Source organism: Arthrobacter zhaoguopingii, assembly GCF_009828605.1.
Lineage (GTDB): Bacteria > Actinomycetota > Actinomycetes > Actinomycetales > Micrococcaceae > Arthrobacter_D > Arthrobacter_D zhaoguopingii.
In genome coordinates, this window is record NZ_WIAE01000002.1 from 200,392 (window position 1) to 224,446 (window position 24,055).

At 66.9% G+C, this 24,055-nt stretch carries 16 protein-coding genes; 10 read left to right on the plus strand and 6 right to left on the minus strand.

Annotation, left to right across the window (positions count from 1 at the left end; all coding sequences use genetic code 11):
* Positions 1 to 13 precede the first annotated feature (13 nt).
* Positions 14 to 2,050 (plus strand): S9 family peptidase, encoded by a 2,037-nt coding sequence (locus GVV77_RS03815; protein WP_159616515.1) that lies wholly within the window; start codon positions 14 to 16, stop codon positions 2,048 to 2,050.
* A gap of 24 nt (positions 2,051 to 2,074) precedes the next feature.
* Here the strand turns inward: GVV77_RS03815 and GVV77_RS03820 are convergent, their stop codons facing one another.
* From GVV77_RS03820 to GVV77_RS03835, 4 genes are read right to left on the minus strand one after another with little or no spacing between them, the layout of a single operon-like run.
* Complete coding sequence (locus GVV77_RS03820; RefSeq protein ID WP_159616517.1) at positions 2,075 to 2,725, minus strand: peptide deformylase; 651 nt, start codon at positions 2,723 to 2,725, stop codon at positions 2,075 to 2,077.
* A 20-nt stretch (positions 2,726 to 2,745) separates the two neighbouring features.
* Positions 2,746 to 3,375: a nucleoside/nucleotide kinase family protein gene (locus tag GVV77_RS03825; protein WP_159616519.1), complete on the minus strand. Its 630-nt coding sequence runs from the start codon at positions 3,373 to 3,375 to the stop codon at positions 2,746 to 2,748.
* A gap of 11 nt (positions 3,376 to 3,386) precedes the next feature.
* Positions 3,387 to 3,854, minus strand: a complete 468-nt coding sequence (locus GVV77_RS03830) for a dienelactone hydrolase family protein (RefSeq protein WP_343033037.1) — start codon at positions 3,852 to 3,854, stop codon at positions 3,387 to 3,389.
* Between the two features lie 33 nt (positions 3,855 to 3,887).
* Positions 3,888 to 5,213, minus strand: a complete 1,326-nt coding sequence (locus tag GVV77_RS03835) for an amino acid permease (protein ID WP_246199619.1) — start codon at positions 5,211 to 5,213, stop codon at positions 3,888 to 3,890.
* Positions 5,214 to 5,558: 345 nt separating this feature from the next.
* Between GVV77_RS03835 and GVV77_RS03840 the strand changes: the two genes are divergently transcribed.
* From GVV77_RS03840 to GVV77_RS03850, 3 genes are all read left to right on the plus strand, one after another.
* Positions 5,559 to 6,170: a hypothetical protein gene (locus GVV77_RS03840; RefSeq protein ID WP_201293165.1), complete on the plus strand. Its 612-nt coding sequence runs from the start codon at positions 5,559 to 5,561 to the stop codon at positions 6,168 to 6,170.
* Between the two features lie 289 nt (positions 6,171 to 6,459).
* Positions 6,460 to 7,485, plus strand: a complete 1,026-nt coding sequence (locus tag GVV77_RS03845) for a zinc-dependent alcohol dehydrogenase family protein (protein WP_159616523.1) — start codon at positions 6,460 to 6,462, stop codon at positions 7,483 to 7,485.
* Between the two features lie 145 nt (positions 7,486 to 7,630).
* Positions 7,631 to 10,012: an ATP-binding cassette domain-containing protein gene (locus GVV77_RS03850; RefSeq protein ID WP_159616525.1), complete on the plus strand. Its 2,382-nt coding sequence runs from the start codon at positions 7,631 to 7,633 to the stop codon at positions 10,010 to 10,012.
* A 670-nt stretch (positions 10,013 to 10,682) separates the two neighbouring features.
* On the opposite strand, the gene GVV77_RS03855 is transcribed toward GVV77_RS03850, so the two are convergent.
* Positions 10,683 to 11,645: an aldo/keto reductase gene (locus GVV77_RS03855; RefSeq protein ID WP_159616527.1), complete on the minus strand. Its 963-nt coding sequence runs from the start codon at positions 11,643 to 11,645 to the stop codon at positions 10,683 to 10,685.
* Positions 11,646 to 11,949: 304 nt separating this feature from the next.
* A complete protein-coding gene (locus tag GVV77_RS03860) occupies positions 11,950 to 17,406 on the minus strand; it encodes a peroxidase family protein (protein WP_246199620.1) in 5,457 nt (1,818 codons plus the stop codon).
* Positions 17,407 to 17,777: 371 nt separating this feature from the next.
* Between GVV77_RS03860 and GVV77_RS03865 the strand changes: the two genes are divergently transcribed.
* The 6 genes from GVV77_RS03865 to GVV77_RS03890 all read left to right on the plus strand — a co-directional run bounded on the left by GVV77_RS03865 (position 17,778) and on the right by GVV77_RS03890 (position 23,935).
* Positions 17,778 to 18,287: a hypothetical protein gene (locus tag GVV77_RS03865; RefSeq protein ID WP_159616531.1), complete on the plus strand. Its 510-nt coding sequence runs from the start codon at positions 17,778 to 17,780 to the stop codon at positions 18,285 to 18,287.
* Between the two features lie 125 nt (positions 18,288 to 18,412).
* Complete coding sequence (locus GVV77_RS03870; RefSeq protein ID WP_159616533.1) at positions 18,413 to 20,023, plus strand: multicopper oxidase family protein; 1,611 nt, start codon at positions 18,413 to 18,415, stop codon at positions 20,021 to 20,023.
* A 50-nt stretch (positions 20,024 to 20,073) separates the two neighbouring features.
* Positions 20,074 to 20,556 (plus strand): signal peptidase I, encoded by a 483-nt coding sequence (gene lepB / locus GVV77_RS03875; RefSeq protein ID WP_246199621.1) that lies wholly within the window; start codon positions 20,074 to 20,076, stop codon positions 20,554 to 20,556.
* 138 nt (positions 20,557 to 20,694) lie between these two features.
* On the plus strand, positions 20,695 to 22,110 hold the full coding sequence (locus tag GVV77_RS03880) for a response regulator (protein WP_246199622.1): 1,416 nt from the start codon (positions 20,695 to 20,697) through the stop codon (positions 22,108 to 22,110).
* Between the two features lie 15 nt (positions 22,111 to 22,125).
* On the plus strand, positions 22,126 to 23,505 hold the full coding sequence (locus tag GVV77_RS03885) for a sensor histidine kinase (RefSeq protein ID WP_246199623.1): 1,380 nt from the start codon (positions 22,126 to 22,128) through the stop codon (positions 23,503 to 23,505).
* A gap of 91 nt (positions 23,506 to 23,596) precedes the next feature.
* Positions 23,597 to 23,935 carry a gamma-glutamylcyclotransferase family protein gene (locus tag GVV77_RS03890; protein ID WP_246199624.1) on the plus strand — a complete coding sequence of 113 codons (339 nt, stop codon included), beginning with the start codon at positions 23,597 to 23,599 and terminating at the stop codon, positions 23,933 to 23,935.
* The last annotated feature ends 120 nt before the right edge of the window (positions 23,936 to 24,055 follow it).

Below are 24,055 nucleotides of genomic sequence, written 5' to 3' on the forward strand. Positions count from 1 at the left end.
TAGTCTCGGGTGGATGGAACCTGATCAGCTGAACCTCCTTCACTCGGTCGGCACCCCGACGCTTCACCCCGACGGCGGACGGGCGGTGTTCGCCGTGACCCGCCCGGACTTCGACGCCGACGCCTATGTGGGCCAGCTGTGGGAACTCCAGACGGACTCGGGCTCGCACCGGCGCCTCAGCCGCGGCTTCCGCGACACCGCCCCCCAGTTCTCTCCGGACGGCTCGCTGCTGGGCTTCCTGCGGTCGCATCCCGGCGATAAGCCGCAGCTGCACCTCATGGACGCCCGCGGCGGTGAGCCGGTGCAGGTCACCGACCAGCCCCTCGGCGTCGAGGACTTCCGCTTCGCCCCGGATTCGCGGTCGATCGTGTTCGTCGCCCGCGTGCCCGAGGCCGGCCGCTACGGCACCGTCGAGGGAGTCGGCGCCCCGGCCGAGGACCCGCGTCGGATCACCACCTTCCAGTACCGCGCCAACGGGCTCGGCTACACGGCGGACAAGAGGGCCCAGCTCTTCCTGGTGGATGTCCCGAGCCTCGAGGCGGAACCCTTCATCGAGCCCGCGGGCCGGGCCGCAAAGGACATCGGCGCGGACCGTCCCGGCCCTCTGCCCGAGCCCGTCCAGCTCACCTCGGACGCAGCGGATCACAACAGCCCGCGGTTCACCTCCGACGGCGGCCGGATCCTGTTCACCGCCGCCCTCAGCCCGGACGCCGATTCGACCCTGGCCAGCGAGGTGTACTCGGTCCGCCGCGACGGCACCGGCAGGGAGCAGCTCTCGGGGCTCTCCGCGGCCCAGCGGCTCGACTGTGCGGCGCCGGTCCAGAGCAGGGACGGCCGGTGGCTCTTCTACCTTGCCGGTGAGCTCTCCGCCACCGGCCTGGACTTCGTGGCGCGCAATACCGGACTGTATGCGGCGCCGATGGACTCACCAGGGGAGGCCCGCCGGCTGACCGACGCCGAGACCGTTGACCTTGGGGAAGTCCTCGAGGTGGTCCCGCACGGGGACTCCTCGGTCCTGGTGATTCACCGCACCCGCGGCGCCTGCGGGCTGCTTGAGGTCGGGGCGGAAGGCACGGCCTCCACCCTCGTCGACGGACCGGTCGTGGTAACGGGAGCTGCCTCCGCCGCCGGCCGGGCCCTCGTGAGCTACACGGGCCCCGGCACGGCCGGCGACGCGGCGCTGGTGGGCCCAGAGGGGCTGGAACCCCTCACCGATTTCTCCGCGGAGCTGCGCGGTGCCACGACGGTTCTACCCGCCGTCGAGGAGACTTTTCCGGCGCCCGATGGGACCCAGGTGCACGGCTGGGTGATCCTGCCCGAGGGGGAGGGTCCCCACCCGGTGCTGCTGAACATCCACGGGGGCCCCTTCTCGCAGTACGGGTGGGGCTACTTCGATGAGGCGCAGGTGTACGCCCGCGCCGGTTACGCGGTGCTGATGTGCAACCCGCGCGGGTCGGCCGGATACGGACAGGAGCACGGGCGGGTCATCAAGGAGGCGATGGGGATCCTCGACCTCCAGGACGTCCTGGCCTTCCTCGAGGGCGCCCTCGGCAAGTACGCCGCGATGGACGGCAACCGGGTCGGGATTATGGGTGGCTCCTATGGCGGCTACCTCACCGCCTGGACCATCTCCCAGGACCACCGGTTCACCGCCGCCATCGTGGAGCGGGGCTACCTCGACCCGCCCTCGTTCATCGGCTCCTCGGACATCGGCTGGTTCTTCTCAGACGAGTACACGGGAACCGACCCCGAGAAGGTGCGGGGCCAGAATCCCTTCGCCCAGATCGGTTCGGTGGACACCCCAACCTTCGTCATCCATTCCGAGGAGGACCTGCGGTGCCCGCTCGAGCAGGCCCAGCGCTACTACACGGCGCTCAAGAAACAGGGTGTACCGACCGAACTCCTCCTGTTTCCGGGGGAGAACCACGAACTCTCCCGCTCCGGCACCCCCTGGCACCGCCGCCAGCGCTTCGAGCACATCCTCAGGTGGTGGGCGGACTGGCTCCCCAGCGGGCGGAACCAGCCGGCGGACTCAAGCCCGGAGCGGTAGGCCGGCGGGAGCAGCCGCCGGGGCCTAGAATCCGAGGCCCCGGCGGGCCTCTTCCACCGACGGATGAGCCCAGCGGCGTGTGTACTCGAGGTTGTCGGCGAGGGAGCGGGTCTCGGCCCGGTCCAGGTACAGGATGCCGTTGAGGTGGTCCGTCTCGTGCTGCACGATGCGCGCCGGCCAGCCGCTCAGGCGGGTCGTCACGCCGCGGCCGTCCGGCGTGGTGTACTCCAGCGACACCTCCCGGTGCCGCTCCACCACGGCCTGGTAGCCGGGGACCGACAGGCACCCCTCGTAGAAGGATGCGGTGGCCGGCCCTGCCGCCGAATAGCGGGGGTTGATCATGGCGAAGAACGGCAGGGGAGTGCGGCCGCGTTCAATGGCGACGGCGTCGTCCTCCACCCCCTTGTCCTCCACGACGGCGATGCTGAGGGGGATGCCCAACTGCGGAGCGGCGAGCCCCACGCCGGGAGCGTGATGCATCACCCGGCGCATCAGGGTGATCAGGGCCGCGAGGTCCGCATCGCCCAGCTGGCCGTCGAATGCCTGCGCCCTCATCCGCAGCACAGGGTGCCCGGCCCGGACGATCGGCGGCAGCTCCTGACCCAGGATCGAGTGCACCAGGTCGTGGAGCTGGGACGGGGAGTAGCTGGCAGCGTGCGCGGACGGAGTCTCCATGGACTCATCGTACGAGGAACTCACCCAGGGAGCTCCGGCCCAGCACCGCTCGGACCCGTCCGCGCCGGCTCCGGGAAGACACCGGGGCGGAGTCCGGACAGGACGCCCTGCAGGTCCGCGACGACGGCCTCGAGTGCTCTTCCGGCGTCAATCACCGGGTGCCCGCCCGCCCCGGCCTGGGCGAGGTACGCCGTGCGGTACGCCTGCAGTTCGTCAAGGTTTTCGATGTCCGTGCCGCGCGCCGTGATGCGCAGCTGGGCCTGTTCTGCGGGCAGGTCGAGGAGCACGACGGCGCCGGGCCGGGGCAGCAGCCTCAGTGCGGCCGGCAGGAGGACGCCGCGGCGCAGGCCCCGGGCGGCCCTAAGGGCGAGCTGGCAGTGAAGGTGCCGGTCCATAATCACCAGGCCGTCGAAGCGTGCGGCTTTCGCCGAGTTCACCAGCACGTTAATCAGGCGCACCAGCGTCTCGGCGGTGTCCATCAGCCAGGCCGGCGGCTGGAGGCCGACCCGCCGGGCCCACCGGGTGAAGGTCTTCCGCCCTGAATAGTTGCCCAGCACCAGGACGTCGGTGCCCGACGGCACGTGGGCGGCCAGGGCGTGCGCTGCCGTCGTTTTTCCCGCGCCGTCGATGCCGATCAGCACCAGGATCATGGGGGGTCCTTTCAGGGACGCGCGGGCCGGGGTGGCGAGCCGGGCGTCCCGGATTCTCCGCGGTGTCTCATCATAGGATGCGCCAGGAAGCTGTGCCCGTGCTGAGTACATCCCCGTGATGCCCTCCCAACGTCGGCCCTCCCGGAGTTGAGGACGTCCGTGCCGCCGGCGGCCGGGCGTGTGCCGCCGTCCCTATTCACCAGAGTCCCTGCCGCCCAGGTCCCGTCGAGGAAGCCGAGCACCCGGCAGGTGAGCAGCGCGGTTGCGCCGGCGTCGTAGGACGGCAGTGACCTGGCAGCGAAGAGGTGCTCCCGGCCGGGATAGAGGAAAAGGCCGGCGTCGACCACTTCGCTGGCGAGTGCCCGGGCGGCGTCGAGATCACCCTCGCCGGCGAAGAACGGGTCCTGCTCCATGGCGTGGACCTGGACCGGCAGCCCGAACGATCCGCCACTATAGGCCGGCGTCTTCCCGCCGGGCAGGGCCCCCCGGTGTGGGCGCCGCGGTTGCTGCCCCTAGGCAGCTGGCTGCCGTGCGCGGGCCCTGCGGAACAGGGTGCTCGCGGCAGCGATGGCGGCGATGAGGAGGGCTGTGCTGACCAGCTGGGTGCGGCTCGTTTCGGCACTCAGCCCCACGGCGAAGATCGCGCCCAGGATGATCAGGGCGAAGCCGGTGAGCCAGGGGAACCCTTTCATCCGCACCGGCAGGGGTGTACCGGCGCGGTCCGCCCGCCGCCGAAGGATGATCTGCGACACGAGGGCTGAACCCCAGACCACAAGGCAGGTGGAACCCAGGAGCTGGAAAAGGGCGGGCAGGATGCGTTCCGGGAACAGCAGTTCAAGGACGGTCGCGGCGAAGCCGAAGACCACCGAGACAGTCACCGCCCGCCGCGGCACCCGGGCGGGGCTCAGATGCTGAATGTACTTCGGTGCCTGCTCGCGCTCCGCCAGCGAGTAGATCATGCGCGAGGCGCCGTAGAGGTTGGCGTTCAGGGCCGAGAGCAGCGCCAGGACCGCGACGATGGTGATGGCGGTGCCCGCTCCCGGGATCCGCGCAGCATCGAGCACCCCGTTGAACGGCGAGGCCAGCGCCGGTGAGGTAGCGGGCAGCACGAGGATGATCACCAGGACGGACCCGACATAGAACACGAGAATGCGCCAGACAACGGCCCGCACGGCCCGGCCGATGCTCCGCGAGGGGTTTTCGGTCTCGGCTGCGGCGACGCTGACGATCTCCGTGCCGCCGAAGGCGAAGATGACGATGAACAGAGCCGTCGCGACGCCCTCTAGCCCGGCGGGGGCGAAGTCGGTGGTGAGGTTGGACAGTCCCGGTGACCGGACTCCGGGAAGGAGGTTCAGGACGAGCGCGGCGCCGATTGCGAGAAAGACGACAATCGCCGCGACCTTGAAGATCGCGAACCAGTATTCGAACCCTCCGAAGTTGCGCACGCCGGTGAGGTTGATGGCCGTGAAGAGGATCATGAAGATCAGGGCCAGCGCCCAGACCGGCAGGACCGGCCAGATCGTCGAGAGCAGGGCGGCCGCGCCCAGGGCCTCGGCTGCGATCACCACCACGAGCTGGAACCACCACAGCCAGCCGATGGTTGACCCTACGGTCGGGCCCATCGCCTTCTCCGCATAGACGGAGAACGCACCCCTGCTGGGGTGGGCGGCGGCCATCTCACCCAGCGCCCACATCACCAGGATGATCAGGGTGCCGGCCACGAGGTAGGAAATCAGGACGGCGGGGCCGGCGGCCTGGACTCCGGCACCGGACCCGAGGAAGAGTCCCGCGCCGATGGCGCTTCCGAGCCCCATCATGGTCAGCTGCCGTTGCTTCATGAGCCGTGTCGCCCGAAGTGGTTGACGGTTCGCTGCTTCTTCTGGGGCGGTGGACATCATTCCTTTGTATCCGACCTGCGGTGCCAGCGGCACATCGGGGGCGTATATGTCAGCTATGTCACCGGGTAAAGCGCCGAACCGGGCCGGGAGGTCGGCCCGGGGTCCGGCCGGACAGGGATGTCGGCACTTGCCAGCGGCCGGTGGTGGCGGTAGCAAGGAGGAAAGCACGGTGCCGCGGGCCCGGCTGTCGGCATGCGATCCGGTCGCCGTTGCCGCTGACACCCCGCAGGGACCAAGGGCGTTGCGGTTTCTGAGGGTGCAATGTCGAATGGGGAGGAGGATGGCATGGAGGACCTGGCAGCCACGGGCGTACCGCGGTGGAGACCTCGGGTCCTGCTGGCCTGGCTTTCCGGTCCGACGGCCGTGGCGGCCGGCCTCGCGGCACACGTCGCCTCCGGCGGCCTCATGCCGGCGCTGGCTCTGCTCCTTACCCTCACGGCCCTGCTGGGCCTTGCGGCGTCGATGCTTGCGCGGCTCCGGCTGCCCGGGTGGTCGATCCTGGTGCTGTGCGGGCTGGTCCAGCAGCTCCTGCACTTTGCCTTCAGCGCGTTCGTTGGCGGAACGGCCGACGTCGTGCCCGCCCACGGTCACGGTGCCGCAGGGGTTTCTGGTCCGTCCACTGCCTCAGCTGTGCCGGGGCAGGACCTGCACTCGATGCTGTATGCGCACGCGGCGGCGGCCCTCCTGTCGGCGTTGATCGCGGCCCGCGGGACCGCGATGCTGTCCTGGGTCTGTACAGACGTCCGCCGGCTCCGGCGTCCCGGTCACCCAGGCCAGGACGGGCGGCCCCCGTTGCCGCCGCGCTTCGAACCAGGGAGGACCGGAGCACCCACGGCGGAATCAGGAGAGGCTCGACCACGGAAGACCGGACCGGCGGCACCGCACGGGGTCGAGTAAGGGGCGAGCGGTTTGCCGCCTGCCGCCTGCCGCCGGCCGGCCGAGCCGGCGGCGAACCGGCCGACCCACCCGCCGGGCAGGGCTGTTCCCCGCCTGTTCGGCCGGGGTAGTCTCGGGTGGATGGCCCGGCGGCCCGGTTCAGGCGATCGGCCGGCGGCAGGGCCCGAGTCTTCTCGTCCGCCCGACGGAAGCCCCATTTTTGACAGGCATCCCGCTCGTGCAGGCCGCCCGAGGCCCCGCAGACAGGAATCGGAAGCTGCTGCCGCCGGGCAGCCCGGGAAAGGAAACCATGCGCGCAACGCTGATGTACGGAGCCGGAGATGTCCGGGTGGAAAATGTTCCCGACGCGAGCCTGGAGAGGAGCACCGACGCCGTCGTCCGCGTGCTGGTCTCGTGTATCTGCGGCAGCGACCTCTGGCCGTACGGCTCGATGAAGCCCAACCCGGCCGGCTCACGGATGGGGCACGAGTTCATCGGCGTCGTTGAAGACATCGGCCGCGATGTTGCCTCGGTCAAGCGCGGGGATGTGGTGATCGCACCGTTCGTATGGTCGGACGGCACCTGCGACTTCTGCCGGGCGGGCCTGCAGACGTCCTGCCGGCACGGAGGCAACTGGGGCAATCCCGACGCCGGCCAGGGGGAGGCGGCCCGGATTCCACAGGCCGACGGAACCCTCGTGAAGGTGCCGGTCCCGGAGGACTCGGACCTCCTCCCGGCGCTCCTGACGCTTTCGGACGTGATGTGCACCGGCCACCACAGCGCGGTGACGGCGAAGGTCGGGCAGGGATCCACAGTGACCGTCATCGGCGATGGAGCCGTGGGGCTGTCCGCGGTCATTGCGGCGAAGCGGCTCGGTGCGGAGCAGATCATCCTGATGGGCCGCCACCAGGCGCGGACGGACCTGGGAAGGGATTTCGGAGCCACCGAGGTTGTATCCGAACGGGGCGAGGCGGGAGCCGCGCGGGTGAAGGAATTGACTGGGGGAGACGGCACCCACGCCGTCCTCGAGTGCGTCGGCACCCTGCCGGCCATCGAGACGGCCTTTGCCGCGGTGCGCGACGGCGGCTTCGTCAGCAGGGTCGGGGTGCCCCAATACGCCGAGGTACCGATGCCGTCCGTCTTCATGCGGAACGTCTCCCTGACCGGCGGCGTGGCACCGGCGCGGGCCTACATCGAGGAGCTTCTTCAGGAGGTGCTCGACGGCAGGATCCAGCCCGGCCGTGTGTTCGACCGGACCGTGAATCTTGACGACATCGCCGAGGGTTACCGGGCCATGGCGGAGCGGAAGGCGCTCAAGGTGCTCGTCCGCCCCTGACCCCGCGCATCGATGGCGGGGGAGACCCGCCCGGACCGGGCCCCGCAGTGCCTGCCGGCGCCGGACCACGTCATCAAGCTGGTTAGATTGACCCTGACGACGCCGGAGACCATTCCGAAGCCCGCTTCACAGACGGAGAGTCACCATGAGCATGGCCAGTACCGACACGCAGCCGCTCCACAAAGCCGACCGCCACGACGTGATCCGCGTACAGGGCGCGCGGGAGAACAACCTCAAGGATCTCAGCATCGAGATCCCGAAGCGCCGACTGACGGTGTTCACGGGTGTTTCCGGCTCGGGCAAGAGCTCCCTGGTGTTCGGCACCATCGCGGCGGAGTCCCAGCGCATGATCAATGAGACCTACAGCGCCTTCGTTCAGGGTTTCATGCCGACCCTCGCCCGGCCCGAGGTCGACGTGCTCGACGGACTGACCACCGCCATCATCGTCGACCAGGAGCGGATGGGCGCCAATCCACGCTCCACCGTCGGGACGGCCACCGACGTCAATGCGATGCTGCGCATTGTCTTCAGCCGCCTTGGTCAGCCGCACATCGGGTCGCCGCAGGCATTCTCCTTCAATGTCGCCTCGATCAGCGGATCGGGCGCCGTGACGCTCGAGCGCGGTGGAACGACCACGAAGGAGCGCCGCAGCTTCAGTGTCACCGGCGGCATGTGCCCGCGCTGCGAGGGAATGGGATCGGTCACCGACTTCGACCTGGCCCAGCTCTATGACGACAGCAAGTCGCTCAGCGAGGGCGCACTGACCATCCCGGGGTACAGCGTGGACGGGTGGTACGGCCGCATCTTCAGCAGTTCCGGTTTCTTCGATGCGGACAAGCCGATCCGGAGGTTCACAAAGCGGGAACTGCACGACCTGCTTTACAAGGAGCCGACCAAGATCAAGGTCGACAACATCAACCTCACGTATGAGGGCCTGATCCCGAAGATCCAGAAATCCCTGCTCGCCAAGGACCGGGAGGCCATGCAGCCGCACATCCGGGCCTTCGTGGACCGGGCAGTGACCTTTACCACCTGCCCCGAATGCGACGGCACCCGGCTCAGCGAGGCCGCCCGGTCATCCAAGATTCGGGGGATCAGCATCGCCGACGCCTGCGCCCTGCAGATCAGCGACCTCGCTGAATGGGTGCGCAGCCTGGACGAACCGTCCGTGGCACCGCTGCTGACGGCCCTGGGGGAGACCCTCGACTCGTTCGTCGAGATCGGCCTCGGGTACCTCAGCCTCGACCGGTCGACCGGGACGCTTTCCGGAGGCGAGTCGCAGCGGACCAAGATGATCCGCCACCTCGGGTCCTCGCTCACGGACGTCACCTATGTGTTCGACGAGCCCACGATCGGACTCCACCCGCATGACATCGAACGCATGAACGCCCTTCTGCTGCGCCTGCGCGACAAGGGAAACACCGTGCTGGTGGTTGAGCACAAGCCTGAGGCAATCGTCATTGCCGACCACGTGGTCGACCTCGGCCCTGGTGCCGGCACCGCGGGCGGCAATGTCTGCTTCGAGGGCACGGTGGAGGAGCTGCGGGCCAGCGACACCCTCACCGGCCGCCACTTCGACGACCGGGCCGCCCTCAAGGAGTCGGTCCGGACAGCCAACGGGGCGCTGGAGGTCCGGGGCGCCACCGCGCACAACCTGCGTAAGGTCGACGTCGACATTCCGCTGGGGGTCCTCGTCGTCGTCACCGGGGTCGCCGGCTCCGGCAAGAGTTCCCTGATCGCCGGGTCGGTGTCCGGGCGGGACGGGGTGGTCTCCGTGGATCAGGCGGCCATCCGGGGCTCACGGCGCAGCAACCCCGCAACCTACACCGGGCTGCTCGAGCCCATCCGCAAGGCCTTCGCCAAGGCCAACGGGGTCAAGCCGGCCCTGTTCAGCGCGAATTCCGAGGGGGCCTGCCCGACCTGCAACGGCGCCGGCGTCATCTACACCGACCTGGCGATGATGGCCGGGGTCGCCACCACCTGCGAGGAATGCGACGGCAAGCGGTTCCAGGCGTCGGTGCTCGAATACCACCTTGGTGGGAAGAACATCAGCGAGGTGCTGGCCATGCCGGTGAGCGAGGCCGAAGAATTCTTCGGTGCGGGGGAGGCGCGCACGCCCGCGGCGCACGCAATCCTTGCCCGGCTCGCCGACGTCGGTCTGGGCTACCTCAGCCTGGGCCAGCCGCTCACCACGCTGTCGGGCGGCGAGCGGCAGCGGCTCAAGCTGGCCACCCAGATGGCGGACAAGGGCGGGATCTACGTCCTCGACGAACCAACCTCCGGTCTGCACCTGGCCGACGTCGAGAACCTGCTGGGCCTGCTGGACCGGCTCGTTGACTCCGGCAAGTCGGTCATCGTCATCGAGCATCACCAGGCGGTCATGGCCCACGCCGACTGGATCATCGACCTTGGCCCTGGCGCCGGGCACGACGGCGGCCGGATCGTCTTCGAGGGCACGCCGGCCGACCTTGTCGCACAGCGCTCAACGCTCACCGGCCAGCATCTGGCGGCTTACGTCGGGGCGTGATTGACGGACGATGGGTGCATGCCCGGCGCGGTATGCTCCCGAGCAAAGCGAATTCACCCGGCATGTACGTCGCCTGCGGATCCGCGTTCATTGAGTCAGACCGAGGTCTATTGAGCCAGTTCGTACCGTCAGCGGACCGGTCAGGAAACTTTTCGTACAGTGCCGGATGGCAGCAGGGAACGGGTGTGAAAACGTCCTGATGGACTGCGCAGCACCGAGCATTTCGGGCATCGTTCGGCACCCCTTCCCGCCCCTCAGCCATTCGCCGATAATCTACATTATGTCAACTTATCTGCAGAAGGGGCTCCCCCGAAGGCTCGACATCGTGCAGTTCCCGCTGGAACGGCCCTTCGCGAACCGCGTGCTGTTCGACTCACATTCACGAGGCCCAGCAGCACGGCTGCGTGCCTTTGGCCGCAGAAGCCACCGATCCGATGCGGCCGTCGGGACACCCATTCAACCGGCCAGTCCAACATCGGCGAACCCTCGGGAACCGTGGTCATCGTCGGAACCTGGACCGTGACGTGCCCACGGGAATTTCAGCCTGCTGCGCCATCGGAATCGAAACCCGGAGAAACCAGGGACGTGCAGGTCGGCAAGGGATCGAGGCGGGCACCTTCGTGGCTCACCACTCCCCTGCCGGGATTTCGCCCGGTCGAGTCGGTCGGAGCTATGGGAGGGGCGCCCCCCTGGCAGCGGTCCACAGCGCATACCATTCGCCCGACGTCATCAGTTCTGCCTGGCGTGGAGCATCCGCCGACGCCCGAATCCGTTCCGGATTGGTCGATCCAATCACTGCCTCGATGCGGGCGGGGTGCTTCAGGAGCCACGCGAGGACGATCGCCTCGGAGCTGGTGTTGCGCTCCAGGGCAAGCTGCCGCACCAGATCCGTGGCCTGCGCTTCGGCCGAAGTGTGCGCCTCCCGGGGCTGCGAGTACAGTCCTTGCGCGAGGGCGCCCCAGGCCTGGAGCCGGGTGCCGTTGCTCAGGCACCACTCAATCGTTCCGTGGGGAAAGTTCTTTTCCACTCCGCCTGGATGGTTCACCAGCACGGTGCTTTCCACCCAGTCGCGCTTGAACAGGCTCATCTCGAGTTGATTGACGGCGATCGGGATATCGAGTTCGGTCTGCAGGTAGTCCATTTGAGCGGCCGACATATTTGAAACGCCGAGCGCCCTGATTTTTCCTTCCTGCAGGAGTGAGTGAAGCGCCGGCTTCAGCGTCCGGGGGTCGAGCAGCGGGTCGGGCCGGTGCAGCAGCAGGACATTGACGGCATCCACCTGCAGCCGCCGGAGGGATCCCTCGAGGGCGGCCAGGACACTCTCGGCCCTGAGGTCGTAGTACCCGCCACGGTCGTCGGCGGGCAGGACGATGCCGCATTTAGTCTGCACCGTCACGCCGTTCAGCAGCCCGGGGTTTCTGCGCATGACCTCGCCGAAGACGGCTTCGGACTTGCCGCGCCGGTAGATGTCGGCATGATCAAACACGGTGATTCCAGCTTCCAGCGCGGCCGTAATGGCCGTCTCCGCCTGATCAATATCCGTCTCCCCGTAGGGCTCATCGGTCCAGGTTCCGCCCAGGCCCATGGCGCCGAAGAGGAGCCTGCTGGTCTGGTGTGCTGTCTGCGTCGTCATGCGCGGATCCCTTCCGGGGCGAGGCCGGTGCCCGGACCGGATGGCGGGGCAACTCAAAGGACCCAGTTTATGCGTTTCGGGCTGCGGACACCCCGTGAACGGTTGTGATCGATGCCCCGACCGGGTGGAGCAACCCGTTCGACGGCCCACGTCCGGACCCCCATGCTGCAAGCGGCTGCAGCGGGGGCCCGGACGTGGTGATTGCGGGTGCACACCTTGGCCCCTAGCTGCCGGAGCCGGACGGTGCGCTTGGGCGGAAGGCACCGCCCGCATCCCCGGCAGGAATACGGGCGGCGCCCTGTTGTCAGCTGATGGCCGTCATCGTCTGCCACCCTGTCCCCACCTGGAGACGGTTGGCGAAGGTGCCGGATCCGCTGCCCCGGTAGGTCCACAGGATGCCGCTGGCATCCCTCGCCACCAGATCGGCCTTACCGTCGCCGGTCAGGTCACCGGTGACGCTGATGGCGGTCATGGAACGCCAGCCTCCACTGCCCTGGATGCGGGTCGGGAAGGTGCCCGTTCCGCTGCCCCGGTAGGTCCACAGGATGCCGCTGGCATCCCGTGCCACCAGATCGGCCTTACCGTCGCCGGTCAGGTCACCGCCTGCGGTGATAGCGGTCATGGAACCCCAACCTCCGCCCACCTGAACGCGGGTCGGGAAGGTGCCCGTTCCGCTGCCCCGGTAGGTCCACAGGATGCCGCTGGCGTCCCTCGCCACCAGATCGGCCTTACCGTCGCCCGTCAAGTCGCCGGCTACGCTGATGGCGGTCATGGCACCCCAGCCTCCACTGGCCTGAACGCGGGTCGGGAAAGTGCCCGTTCCGCTGCCCCGGTAGGTCCACAGGACGCCGCTGGCATCCCTCGCCACCAGATCGGCCTTACCGTCGCCCGTCAGGTCGCCGGCCGCGCTGATCCTGTTCATGGCGCCCCAGCCGGAGCCGACCCTGACACGGGTCGGGAAGGTCCCCGCACCGTTGCCGAGGTAGGTCCACAGAACGCCGCTGGCATCGCGGGCCAGAAGGTCGCCCCGTCCGTCACCGTTGTAGTCGCGCCTGTTGGCAGGAGGGACTATGGCCGCGACGGTAATTGGCGCGGATGTGGTGGTCGCTGGTGCGTAGCCTGTCTTGCTGCCGGTGACCCGCACCGTTACCGCTTTTCCTGCATCGGGAGCTGCCACGGTGTAGGTCGCCGCCGTGGCACCGCTGATGGCTGCACCACCGCTGAACCACTGATAGGTGAAGGAAACAGGCGCCGGTCCCCAGATGCCGGTGTTGGCGGTCAGGACCGAACCCACTTTGGCTATCCCGGTGATGGACGGGACGGCCGTGGTCAGCGGAGGTACAGCCGGCGTCACCGAGGCGGACAGAGCCGAGTAGGCGCTGGTGCCGGCGTCGTTGGTTGCCCGGACCTGGAAACGGTAGGCCGTGCCGTTGGTCAGGCCGTCGATGACGAGCGCGGTGGCACCGGCGGGTGCGGTGCGCAGGGCGCCGACCTGGGCGTTGGCCGCGTCGACGACCCGGACGGTGAAGCCGGTGGGGGTCCCTCCGGCGGCTGCAGCCGAGAACGCGACCGTCGCCCGACCGTTACCGCCGGTGATGGCGCCCAGGGTGGGAACACCCGGAGCCACAACAGTCGGTGGCGGCGGTGGGATCGGCGTGTCAGAGAACCGCAGGTTCTCGATGTTCCGGAGCGTGTCCGTACCATCTGCACCGCCGTCGTCATGGGTCACCGTCGTGACGGAGCCGGGCGAACCCAGGGCCGCACCGGCGGGCGTCGTGGAAACGGTGTAGTTGGCCTCCGCGTCGGAGAACACCGCGGTGTCCGAACCGCCAGGAGCGGTGAGGATTTCCCGCACCACTACGATGTTCCCCGGATCAACCTTGCCGGCGAAAACCGCTTCCTGGAGGGTCTGCCCGGCAAGGACGCCACCGACCTTGAGGTACTTCGCGGTCATCCCGGTGGCGCTGCCGATTTCGATGGTCCGGTCGGCCGCGTCCCGGACGCTGAGTCGCACGTTGTAGTAGCGGTCGCCGTCGAGGATATCGTCGGCGCCCCTGCCCTCGATGAGGTCGTTGCCGCCACCGCCGAGCAGGATGTTGCCGTCGCCCCAGACGTTGCCGCTGAGGAGCTGGCATTCCCCGGACTCGGTCCGCGCTTCGACCTCTGCCAGCGGAGTCGGCAGGGACGTGATCAGCTCGTCCAGGCCCTCCACCATGTTGACGCCGTCCTGATCGAACACGTCGCAACCGATGAAGCCCCCGCCGCCAACCTCGCTCGGGATTACATCATCTCCGCGCAGGGTGTCGTCCAAGGCTCCCCCGGACAGTCCCTCCACCTCGTTGTACCGGTCGCGCACCCCGACCTGCAGGACGTCCAGGCCAAGAATGGGCAGATCGAGGTCCGCGTCCTGCTTCTGCGGATCCGACAGGCCGATTTCGAAGTCGTAACCGGAGGCGCCGGCCACCTTCTCAACTCCGGGCCCGGCGAGGCCGACGTCGTTGCCGCCTTCCATGTCGTAGTCATCGTCACCGCCCTGGCCGATCAGGACATCGTGGCCGGGCTTCTGCGAGTCGTCCTGGAAGAACAGGTTGCTGGAGTCACCGATCAGCAAGTCAGGGCTTTCCCCGCCCTCGATCCAGTCGTTCCCGCCATCACCGAAGACCGCATCGATCCCCTTGCCGCCGATGGCGAGGTCATCCCCCTCCCCGAGGAAGGTTTCATTGGCGTTCTCGCCGCCGTTGGTGAAATCGCTCCCGTCGCCCCCCATCAGGATGTCGAGGCCCGGTCCCCCGTCGATGGCGTCATTGCCCGGCCCGCCCTTGGGCACGTCGTCACCGTTGAGGTCGGTGATGATGTCGTTTCCGTTGCCGCCGAGCGCGACGTCGGCGCCGTCTCCACCTTCGATGACATCGTTTCCGTTGCCGCCCCAGAAGGTGTCGTTGTCGTTTCCGCCGTAGACGCGGTCCGCGTTGGCGGTCCCGTTGTAGACGCTCTGGCCGTTGATTCCGGAGGGATCGACACTGTTGATCGCACGGTACTTGATCGTGCCGTCGGGCATACGGAGCAGCAGTGCCGTCTCGTCGCAATCAGTTGCCACATCGTCGGCTACGGTATTGCCCGACGAATCGAATCCTCCCGGGGTTCCGTTGAGGTTTTTCAGCTCGAACTCGCAGTCCGCGGTCGCGAAGGCGTCGGCCTTGAGGGCCTGGGCGTTCGTGTTGCGCATGACCAGTTCCGCGAATGAGTTACCTTCGAGCTGTGCCCTCAGGTTCATGCCCGGGGTGCGGGCCAGGTAGTAGAGCCGGTCGGCGTTCTGGAGGTTGGTCATCTGCTGCTCGAACACGTAGTTGAACGTGCTGCCGAGCAGGCCGCCGAACATATTGGTCCGTTCCGCAAGCCCGCCGACCCAGAGGTCGACGTCGTTCAGGCCGGTCGGCTTGGAGGCCCAGTCACCGGTGCTGTTCAGGAAGGCCGCCGCGTCGGCCGGGGCCTCGGCTGTCACGCCGTCAATGGTGGCCGGTTTGACGAGCAGTTGTGCTGCAGCTCGTTTGGCCTCCACCGTGGTCGCCCCCGTGATGCTCGGGTGGGTTCCGTAGGCCGCCACGAAGTTGACCAGCGACTCCGGGTGCTTGAGGTTTTCACCGAAGTCGATCCAGTTCACGTATGGCTTGAGCTGCCCGTCGTTGGTCTCGGCATGCAGTTCCTTGCGCAGGTTGTTCAGCGATGGAATGCCTTCGGACCGGGCGCGGGTGATGTTTACGGTGGCCAGGTCCAACGGCAGCCCGAGAAGGTTGTTGCGCAGGGTGTCGGTGACGAATTCATCCAGTTCGTTTCCGACCTGGTCCGCCATGCCCATCACCACGCTGCCAGCGGCCTCCTTGGGCGCGAGCACCCCGGCATCTCCACCGTCATAGTATGCCGGTGGGTTCAGGAAACCCTCGAGCAGGGAAATGTCGTTCGAGGTTCCCGCGATATCGTCCACCGTCCCGTACTCGCCGTCGCTGCCGGGCTTGTACTCGTTCTTGCGGGAGATGGTGTCCGTCAGCATGGAATGGCCGAAGCGGTAGACCGCGTGCGCGAATTCCGCGGTCACGGCGGGGTTCACGTCGGTCTCGGTGAAGGCGAACGGCTCGAACGGGTTGATACCCGGCTGGACCTTGCGGGCGAAGTCTTCGAACACGATGTGCTGGTATTCCATTTCCGTGACGAAACGCGCGGCCTGGAACAGCCTCTCTCCGAAGTCGAAGGTGCCGGCCGCCTGGTACCCGGCGAGTAGCGCGGGATTCGCGGCCAGCGTGACCTTGATGTCATCGACCAGGCGGTCGTGCTCGGAGTGGAACACCTGGTGGATGGCCGTGAGGCCGATGTTCTCGTTCACCCGGCCGTCACCGGCGATGAAGTGCTCATTGAGCATCTCATCGTCGTAGGTGCCCGGTGCCTGGTCGGCGAAGTCGGCCGACGGAGTGCTGTCCGCATCCGGGGTGGGAACCACCGCAGGCGTCCGCGGATTGTGGTCGGTGTCCTTCGGGGAGGGATCGGCGTTGTGCGCGATGTCCGTGAGGAAGGGTGTGTCGAAGTACTGCACATCGTCAGGCACGAGGGTCCCCTTGCCGTCATTCGCGGCGCGGTCGGCCTCGACCAGGCCCGACCCGGTCACGAACTGCGGCAGGCCACGGGCGGGCCCGGGGATGAAGTTGCCGTACGCGTCCGCGGCGAGCATCGGAACGTTGGTCACGTCCGTGTCCAGCAGCTGGATGCCTAGGAGTGTAGCGGCCTGGGCCTTGGTGCTAGCCCAAGTCGCCATGCCGTCGGCATTGGCGCCAGTGCCGCCGAGCATCTTCCCGGTCGATACGGGACGGCCCTCAGCATTCTCATACTCACGCAGGAAGACCTGATGTGAGGAGTGTGAGCTGTAGGTCTGGCTCTGGTCCACCCAGGGCGAGTCCGTATTGAGCGCGTCCTTGACGTCGTCGGCGGTGCCGAGGACGCCGTCGTCCCCCGGCTGGTTCTGCCCGCGCGTCATGACCATGAACCTCAGATGTGCCGGCAGGTCGTCAGCGTTGCCCTTGATGTGGTCCGGGCCAGAGATGAGGGGATCGTCCGCCTTCATCGGAATGTAGACAGTGCCGCCGCCCTTGACCGTCTGGTCAACCCCGTGATCGAAGAACTGACCGAACAGCGTGAACATCGAGTTGTATGGCGGTGACAGCCCGACATCGGTTGTGACATTCGGAATGAACATCGTGTCGTACTTGGGAACGCAGTCCGCCGGTACGCCGGTGACCGGCGGGTCGGCGTTGGGCTGGGGATCTGTGGTGCAGGGCAGCAGACCCTTGTTGCCCTGGGTGCGCACCGGATGGCCCGCTGCCGCGACAGCTGCTGGATTAGCGGAGGTTTGGTCCACAATGAGGTTGCTGATGATCCGGGGCTCGGAATCGAACACGTCCCCTGACGTCTGGTTGTAGGTGGACGCCGGCGCACCCGGGGCCGCGAACATGCTCGGTTCCGCCGCGCTGTAGGTCGCCTTCGTCAGGCGCGGGAACACCTGGTCCGCCGCACCGTAGTGCCCCTGGTCGGGCTGGAGGTTGTTGCAGCTGCCGTCAACCGTTCGCAGACCCCGGGAGAGCAGCGGGCTGGCCAGTTGGTTCGGTCCCGTTCCGACCAGCGCACCGCAGGGACCTGTTGCCGGGGTCGTTTTCGCCACATGGTTCTCGGCGATCTTGATCTGCTTGAGGATGTAGGACAAGTCGGAGGCGGACACCGTGAACCCTTCTCCGACAGGAGCCTGGACGGCGTGGGCCGCCACCACAGGGAGTCCCAGGGACAGGGGCATGATCAGGGTGGTCGCGGCCGCGATCAGCCGGAAGGGAGGAGGCGTCTTGCCGCCCCTGCGCCGTTTTCTGCGATTCGGGGGTGGATCGGTGGGGACTGCTGGTCCTGATGGATCCGCAGCCCTGTCGGTATTCCGGGCTGAACGTTTCATGGCACACCTGCCGCTAGGAGGGACGGAACCCCCACAGCGTGTTTCCTGTCCCTCGTGAAAACCTTGGGGAAACTTAGGCCCGAGGTGCAGGGCGCGGGTGGCTCCCGGTTCCAAGGGATTACCAAGGACCGGGCGGCAGACTCGCCTGCATGGCACCGACAACCCTCCCAACCCGCACGCGGATCCTTGTGCCGGCCGTCCTGGCCGCCCTCCTTGCGGCCCTGCTCGCGATCGTCCTGACCTCTCCTCCGCGGACACCTCCCGTTCCGCTGGGGGCCTCAGCTGGGCTCGACGGCGGGCTCGCCCGCATCCACGGCGTGGTCCCCACCGAGGCCGATGGATGGTCGCCCCCGACACCTGCGGCTGCGCTCGCCAGCCCGCCCGGCGAGGGCGTTCACCGCGTCCGCATATTGCTGGAGTTGACGGCAATGGGAGACGAGGGGCTGTCCTTTGACCCCTCCGGCTATTCCGTTTCCGCCTTGGGCACAGGAACCTGGCAAGCGGTCTGGTTCTCCCCCGCGTCCGCGGTGGCACCCCAGGGGGAAAGCATCGACGCCGTACTCATCTTCGAACTGCCCGACCGGGCCATCGATCTGACCCTGAATCTTCCCGGAGGAGCTGGACTGTCACTCGGGGCTGGACATCATCGTGGTGGATAGCGGAGCGGCCATGTGGCCAGACCCCGCAGCGACCCTCAAGGTTTTCCCAAGGTCCGAGCGACGGACGCAGGAAAACCCCAAGCCGCGCACGGCACAGTCTGAGCATCGGATGAAGGAGACGGTTAATGTCAACGACAAGGCGCCAGGTTCTGCTGATCGGAGGGCTGGGAGTCCTCGGCGCAGGTGCGGCAATGTGGCCGACGGGATCCGTCGAGGCGAAGTCTGCGAGCCGGCTCAGCTCCGACCACATGCCGCGGCCGTTCCGGACACCATTCATCCAGGCCCCGCTCCTACCGCCCTACGCCACCGGCATTGATCCGGCCGACGGGCTGCCGGTCAATTACTACCGGGTGACAGAGAAGGCGGCGGTGGCACGGATCCTGCCCCGTCTGGGCACACCGGTCCTCGGTTACAACGGGCTGTTCCCGGGGCCCACGATCAGCCTCGATCGGGGCACGAAAGCCGTGGTGAGGGTGCGCAACCAGCTTCCGGTGCGGCATGCGTTGGACGGGCACGCGCTCTCCACCTCCACCCACCTGCACGGCTCGGCGTCCCTCCCCCAATACGACGGTTACGCCAGCGACCTCACCCACCCCGGTTTCTACAAGGACTACCACTACCCCAACTTCCAGCCGGCCCGCACACTGTGGTACCACGACCATGGGGTCCACTTCACCGCGCTGAACGCCTACTCCGGCCTCGCGGCCCAATACCACCTACACGATCCCGTCGAACGGCGGCTGCTCCCCCAGGGCCGGTACGACGTCGCGCTGACCATCAGCGATGCGATGTTCGCCTCAGACGGCTCCCTCGGCTACGACGACAACACCCACTCGGGCCTCTGGGGAGACGTGATCCTGGTGAACGGCAAGCCCTGGCCCGTCATGAAGGTGCAGAAGCGTGTCTACCGCCTCCGGCTCCTGAATGCATCAATCTCCCGGTCCCTGCGGCCGGCCCTGAGCACCGGCGATCCGCTGGTGGTTGTCGCAACCGATGGCGGCTTGATGCCGGCGGCGCAGAGCGTGGCGAACTACCGACACGCCGGGGCGGAGCGGTATGAGGTCCTCATTGACTTCCGGAAATACCGGACAGGACAGCGGATCGAGCTGTGGAACCTGTCCAATGAGAACAACGTCGACTACGACTTCACCCATAAGATCATGGCCTTCGATGTCACCGATGAACCGGTGGACAGCCGGGATCCGACCTGGAACCGGATCCCCACGGCGCTGACCGGAGGTGAAACCATGTCGCTGCGGGCCGGCCAATCCGTCAAAACGCGATACTTTCGGGTCAAGCGGAGCGACGCCACCAACATGTGGACCATCAACGATGACAGCTGGCAGGACGTCATCGCCAGCGGCTACAAGAAGGCAGTCGCCAACCCCGCGCTCAACTCAGTGGAGGTCTGGCAGATCGAGAACAGCTCCGGCGGCTGGTTCCACCCGCTCCATATTCACTTGGTTGACTTCCAGATCATCAGCCGCAACGGACGGGCGCCCTTTAACTGGGAGCGGGGCCCGAAGGACACGGTGTATGTGGGTGAACGGGAGACCGTCCGGCTCCTGATGAAGTTCACCCCCCACAAGGGCGTCTACATGATGCACTGCCACAATCTGCCGCACGAGGATCACGACATGATGGTGCAGTTCCGGGTGGGCCTTCGGGAAACCGACGTTGACCCGAACGATCCCATGACGGCAGCCAAGCCCGTCTGGGACGATGTGGCAGGTTGACCACTAAGCGGGAAGCCAGCGGGCACATGCCGCCGCTGTCACAACCCCCGGTGCCATGGTCTCGAGCCCGGCGGCTCCTCGCGGCGGCCCTAATTCCTGTTCTGGTTCTCCTGCTCATCCGCGGCTGGTTGGTGGACTCCCTCACCGTGTCCTCGGACAGCATGGAACCCACCATCCCGGCGGGGTCCGTCGTCCTTGTTTACAAGCCCGCTGCTGCGGACCGTATCCCTGCCGGCGCGGTGGTTGCCTTCACCAGCCCCGTTGACCGAAGGAAGACAATTAAACGCGTCGTTGCCGGGGAGGGGCAGACGGTTGCGATTCGCGATGCGAAACTTTACGTCGACGGCGTCGCCGTTCCTGAGCCCTTCATCGACCACGACCGCATCGACGCTACCTATTTCGGACCCGAGACGGTACCGGCCGGAAGCGTCTTCGTGCTTGGGGACAACCGGAGTGTGTCAATCGACTCGAGGGACTTCGGGGCCGTGCCGCTCGACGCGATCCAGGGCATCGTGCTGGTGGGCCGGAAGTAGCTGCACGCCGTCATCCCTCTACTCCCACCGGTGCCCGGTGGATACCTCACAGGGATTACCCCGCTGCTGCCTGAGCACCCAGCGAAAATGAATGCGGCAGGCGAGTAATCTTCATCGCCCTTCGAGTAGCAAGCACTGTTGTTCGTCGATATATCCAGGACTTCAATGGGTGACACACGGCACCGGATAATCGAGGAAAATTCAGTGTTCACTTTAGATGTTGAAAAGGAAACACCCGCCACGACAATAGTGGCGGACGCGCCTCGACAAACGCCAACGCTTCGAATTTCAGTCTTCGGCCCTTTGACTATCCACCGTGGAGAAACGGAGCTCAGCGCGAACCAACTCGGCGGACCCAAGCCCCGCCAGGTCCTTGAAATTCTCCTCCTGAGCTTTGGATCAGCAGTTTCAAAGAGCCGCATCATGGACCTTCTGTGGAGCGGGAACCACCCGGCCGTCGCACTCCCCACCCTCGAGAGCTATGTCAGCGTCCTCCGACGGCACCTGCAGCCAGGGACCGGCCGCTCCGGCCCCCTCCGCACCGTTAACGGCGGTTACGCCATCGACCGCTCGCTCGTGGAGCTGGACCTCGACCGCTTCGATCGGCTGGTCAGGAGGGCCGGCCAGGCGGTGCCCCACGCAGCCCTGGCGATGCTCACTGAAGCGCTTGAGCTGGCGTCAACACCGCTGCTCGGGGATGAACTCCTCCCGGCCTGGGCGGAGGAGGAACGGATTCTCCACGCCGCACGGGTCGGCTCCGCTCGGGTTCTGGCGGCAGAAACCGCACTCGCGGTGGGAAATTTCTCCCAAGCCATTGCCTGGGGCGAGGCTGCTGCAAAAGAGGATCCACTCAACGAACGGGCATGGACGGCCTCAATTCTGGGGCTCGAGCGGAATGGAGAAAATACCGAAGCCTTACGGGCTTTCGACCGGTGCCGCAGGATAATGGCCGAGGAATTGGGCTGCGTGCCGAGTCTGGCGCTGCAGGAAGCGCAACACAGATTGCTCACGAATACCGCGGCGACGCGCGAGCCATTCGCAGTCCGGGCCCCGGTCGAGGTAACCGCGGAGGAATGTTCCCCGGCGACCCTGGCGGCCAGGGGAAAAACGGAACGCCTGCGCATTCTCATCGTCGATGACCACACCACATTTGTCGACCTCTTAGCTGGAGCTCTTGACCGGGAACCAGATCTAAGGAGTGTAGGGGCTGCGAAATCGGTGGCCTCGGCAGTGGCCATGTTTGAGGAGACGCGGCCCGACGTTGTGTTGATGGATCTCCACCTTCCTGACGGATCCGGACTCAAGGCCGCGGAGCGGATTCTTTCGGTGACGCGCGGGGCACGCATCGTCATGCTGACCGGCGATCCGTCGCCCGCAGCGCTTCAGGAGGCCGCCCGCATGGGAATCTGCGGATTCCTTCCAAAGGACGGTGCACTGGGGCTCATGCTGGACACCCTGAGGCATGCTCGAGCCGGCAACATGATCGTGCACCCGGCGCTGGTGGCGAAATTTGGCGGCACCTCCGCATCGACCGCCGGACTCCCGGAACAGTGACGAGGCAGGACCGCCGTGGCAGTGTTTCACGCAGGAGGGGCCAGCTCACCGGACGACGCCGGCCAGGATCCCGCTGAGCGGTGGGTGGTGAGATTCGCCGTCGTGCGTTTCCTCACTGCCGGCCTTGTCGCCCTCGGCTTGGTTGCCCTCCCGGTGGCCGCCTGGATGTGGGCCGAAGCGGAACGGCAGGCCCTGGTCAATGCGCGGGATATCACCCAACGCCTGGCCGACAATGTGGTTGGCCCCTTGGTCACGAACCGGGTCCTTGCGCGCGATCCCGCCGCAATCGAACTAATCGATCAGCGGTTGGCGCCGTGGCTGGCCAATGGGAATCTGACCCGGATCAAGGTGTGGGACGAGCACGGCCAGGTCGTGTATTCGGATGTTGAGTCCCTCATCGGGCAGGAGTTCAAACAGGAAGAATGGGCTCGGCTGCTTTTGGACGGCGGGCCGGCGACGGCGACCCTCGAGGCCCAGACGGCGAAGGAAAACGAGTACGAGGCTCACTCCGGAGAACTCGTGGAGGTGTATGTCCGCTCATTTTCCCAGAGCGGTGAGCCGATGATCCTCGAGACATATGCATCGGGCGAGGCCGTCCGCCGCGACCAGCATGCAGTGCTGATCGGAATGGTTCCGCCGATGCTGCTTTCATTGGCCGTGCTGCAGCTGGCCCAACTGGTCCCGGCCACCCGCCTTGCACGAAGGATCCGCAGGCATCAGGCGACACGAAACGCATTGCTGCGCTGCGCCATCGAGGCGTCGGATCAAGAGCGTCGACGAATCGCCAGCGAACTCCACGACGAGGTCATCCAGGACCTGTCCGGGCTGGCTTATGCTTTGGAATCCGAAGAGCGCTGCGGCCCACCTGAACAAGGGCCGATAGTTGCGATGGCCCGGACCCTGCTTCAGGACAATATCCGCGCCCTCCGGGCCATGACCAGCGAGCTTTATCCACCCGACCTTGAGGAGCTCGGGCTGGAGGCATCCCTCATGAGGCTCGAAGCCCCGTTGGTGAAGCGTGGAATAGCCTTGAGTATCGATCTGTCGGACAGACTCGTACTTGACCGGGACAGTGCGGTCCTGGTGTATCGGGTGGCGCGTGAAGCCCTGGCCAACACCGCCAAGCATTCTTCGGCGCACTCGGTGGCCATCCGGGTCCGGCAGGCCGGCCCAAGCACTTGGATCACGATCTCGGATGATGGACTTGGATTCAACCCGGGCGACCCCTGTCCGGAAGGCCATTTTGGGCTGCGGATCCTGCGGGACACAATTCAGCAGGTCGGCGGCACCCTTGAGGTACGCTCCGCACCAGGGGTCGGTACGTCCGTCACCGCGACCTTCGATGAGGGGGCGCTCCTGTCACGAGGGCGGGCAAGCGTCCCCTCGAACGGCTGAGCGAGCCCCGGTCGATACCATCGTTGTGCGGCTCGACCGGTTGTGCAACTCGTCGGGCGGGGCGCGCCCGGTATTGATGGAAAGAGGTTCTATGGTTCAGCGGCTGTTTTCCTACGGGACCCTGCGGCTGCCCACCGTCCAGCTCGCGCATTTCGGCCGCCTCCTCACGGGCACGGAGGACCGCCTGCCCCACCACCGGATCGAGTGGCTCCGCATCACCGACCCCGCGGTGGTTGCCACGAGCGGAACCGATTCCCACCCCATCCTGCGCTACTCGGCAGCAGCAGCCGATTTCGTCGAAGGCACGGTGTTTGAGGTCTCCGACGAGGAGCTCGCTGCGGCCGATCTCTACGAGGTGGGCGAGTACGAGCGGGTGCAGCTGCGCCTGGAATCAGGAATCCACGCCTGGGTCTACGCCGATGCCCCCTGACATGGGCCCCTCAGGAGGGCACCGGCGCCCGGCGTGCTGCTGCGCCGGTGCATGGCTCCGCCGTTAGTAAGCACACTTGCTATTGTTCCTCCCGCTCCGTATCGTCTAAAGAGTAGAGCG